The 2,255-nt window shown below is 65.4% G+C and carries 2 protein-coding genes; both read left to right on the top strand.

What is annotated here, in order from left to right; genetic code table 11:
• The coding region (locus tag ENZ75_RS29410) for a methyltransferase domain-containing protein (protein ID WP_128278532.1) at positions 1 to 664 on the top strand (664 nt) is incomplete at its 5' end.
• Between the two features lie 132 nt (positions 665 to 796).
• On the top strand, positions 797 to 2,255 hold a 1,459-nt coding region (locus ENZ75_RS29405), incomplete at its 3' end, for an ABC transporter ATP-binding protein/permease (RefSeq protein ID WP_164888101.1).

The raw sequence follows: 2,255 nt of genomic DNA, 5'->3' as shown, positions 1-2,255 counted from the left end.
GGTTGGTCTGGGCTACACCTTGCCGTGGCTGGAGCGGTTCGGCAGCGACGCCGAGCGGGTCTTCGCCTTCATGCCGGCAACGCAAGGCGCGGTGGTGTGGCCGGCGACGGGGCCGACGGCGACGGCACTGGTCTTCGACGAGGAACTGCCGCTGGTCGATTCCTGCATCGACCGCATGCTGCTCGTCCATTCGCTCGAACATGTCGAGAACCCGCGTGAGACGCTGAACGAGATCTGGCGCGTGCTGTCGCCGGCCGGCCGGGTGGTCATCGTCGTGCCCAACCGGCGCGGTGTCTGGGCGCGCTTCGAGCACACCCCATTCGGCAACGGCCGGCCCTTTTCGCGAGGCCAGCTTACGGAACTGCTGCGCGAGGCCAATTTCACGCCCGCCGCCTGGTCCGATGCGCTGTTCTTTCCGCCATCGCGGCGCCGTTTCATGATGCGCTTCCACAATGTACTGGAGCGCGCCGGCCGGCGGCTGTGGCCGATCTTTTCCGGGGTCATCGTGGTCGAGGCGCAGAAGCGGCTCTATCAAGGCGTGCCGGTGGCGCAGCGCGCATCGCGCCGCGTCTTCGTGCCGGTGCTGTCGCCGCATGGCGCCACCCGGCTTGGCCGTCACAAAGCGGATGCCAAGCCCTTGGCTGCGCGGGTGACGGCTTCGTGATCGCGGCAAGCGTGCCTGACGTCGTTTCCCTGCCTATCTGTCGCAAGCAGACCGACAGCCCATCCGGCAGCTCATACGAACGCCTGTCAAGTTTCTCCATCCGGTTGCAGCACTGACGCAAGGACCTCGGCCATGGCTGATCAACCGGACAATGCCGCCGCCGTTCAGCCGGTTGCCGTGGCGGTCGAGGCCAGCAGCCTGCACGATCAGGTGATGACGATCCGGCGGGCGCTTGCGGGATCGCCGGTTCGCAGATGGTTGCTGTGGACATCGGTCGGCATCATGGCCGTGATCATCGCAACGTCGATCGGCCAGGTTCTGCTCAACCGCTGGAACCAGCCTTTCTACGATGCGCTTGCCCGCCGCAACATGGCGGCCTTTTTGCACCAGCTCCTCGTCTTCGCGGCCATAGCCGGGGGACTTCTGGTGCTCAATATCGGCCAGACCTGGCTCAACCAGATGATCAGGCTCAAGCTGCGCGAGGCGCTGACGCTGGATCTGATCGATCAATGGATGCGGCCGGCGCGCGCCTTCCGTCTGGCCAATGCCGGCGCCATCGGCGTCAATCCCGACCAGCGCATGCAGCAGGACGCCGCGCATCTGTCCGATCTGTCAACCGATCTCGGCGTCGGCCTGCTGCAGTCGTGCATCCTGCTCGTGTCCTTCGTCGGCGTGCTGTGGGAGCTGTCCTCGGGCTTCGTGTTCCACATCGGCGGGACCTCGCTGGCCATACCGGGCTACATGGTCTGGGCCGCCATCCTTTACGCCGGCATCGCCTCCTGGCTGAGTTGGCTGGTCGGGCGGCCGCTCATCCGCCTGAACAGCGACCGCTATACACGCGAAGCCGAGCTGCGCTCCTCGATGGTGCGCGTCAACGAGAATGTCGATGCCATCGCGTTGTATCATGGCGAGGCCGACGCCAGGCGGCGGCTCGAACTCGATCTCGGCACGGTGCTGGGCGCCATGCGGCGCATCTACACCGCCCAGATCAACCTGTCCTGGGTGACCGACACCTATGGCTGGATCACCGTCGTGGCGCCCATACTGGTTGCTTCGCCTGTCTATTTCTCAGGTGATATCAGCTTTGGCGGGCTGATGATGGCGGTCGGCGCATTCAACCAGGTCCACTCCTCCTTGCGCTGGTTCATCAACAACATCGGCAGCATTGCCGATTGGCGCGCCACGCTGATGCGCGTGGCCGATTTCCGCATCGCGCTCGATGAAACCGATGCGTTGCACGACACCGAAAAGCGCATCGCCTTCGGCCAAAACGTCAGTGGCAGCCTGACTTTCGAGAAGCTCGAAGTGGCCTCGCCGGAGGGCTGCACCAGGCTCGCCGACCCGCATGTCGAAATCCGCCCCGGCGAGCGCGTCATGATCACCGGCGATCCCGGTGCGGGCAAGACGCTGTTCTTTCGTGCCATTGCCGGCCTGTGGCCATGGGGAAGCGGCCGGATCGGCCTGCCGGCGGGAGAAACCCCCATATTCGTGCCGCGCGTGCCTTATTTTCCGGTCGGCACATTGCGCGAAGTCCTCGATCACCCGAACGGCCCCGCGCCGGCGGACGATGCCGACATTTCGGCGGAGCCGG

The organism is Mesorhizobium sp. M7A.F.Ca.CA.002.04.1.1 (assembly GCF_004022805.1).
Classification (GTDB): Bacteria; Pseudomonadota; Alphaproteobacteria; order Rhizobiales; family Rhizobiaceae; genus Mesorhizobium; species Mesorhizobium ciceri.
This window is presented reverse-complemented; position numbering and strand designations above follow the sequence as displayed.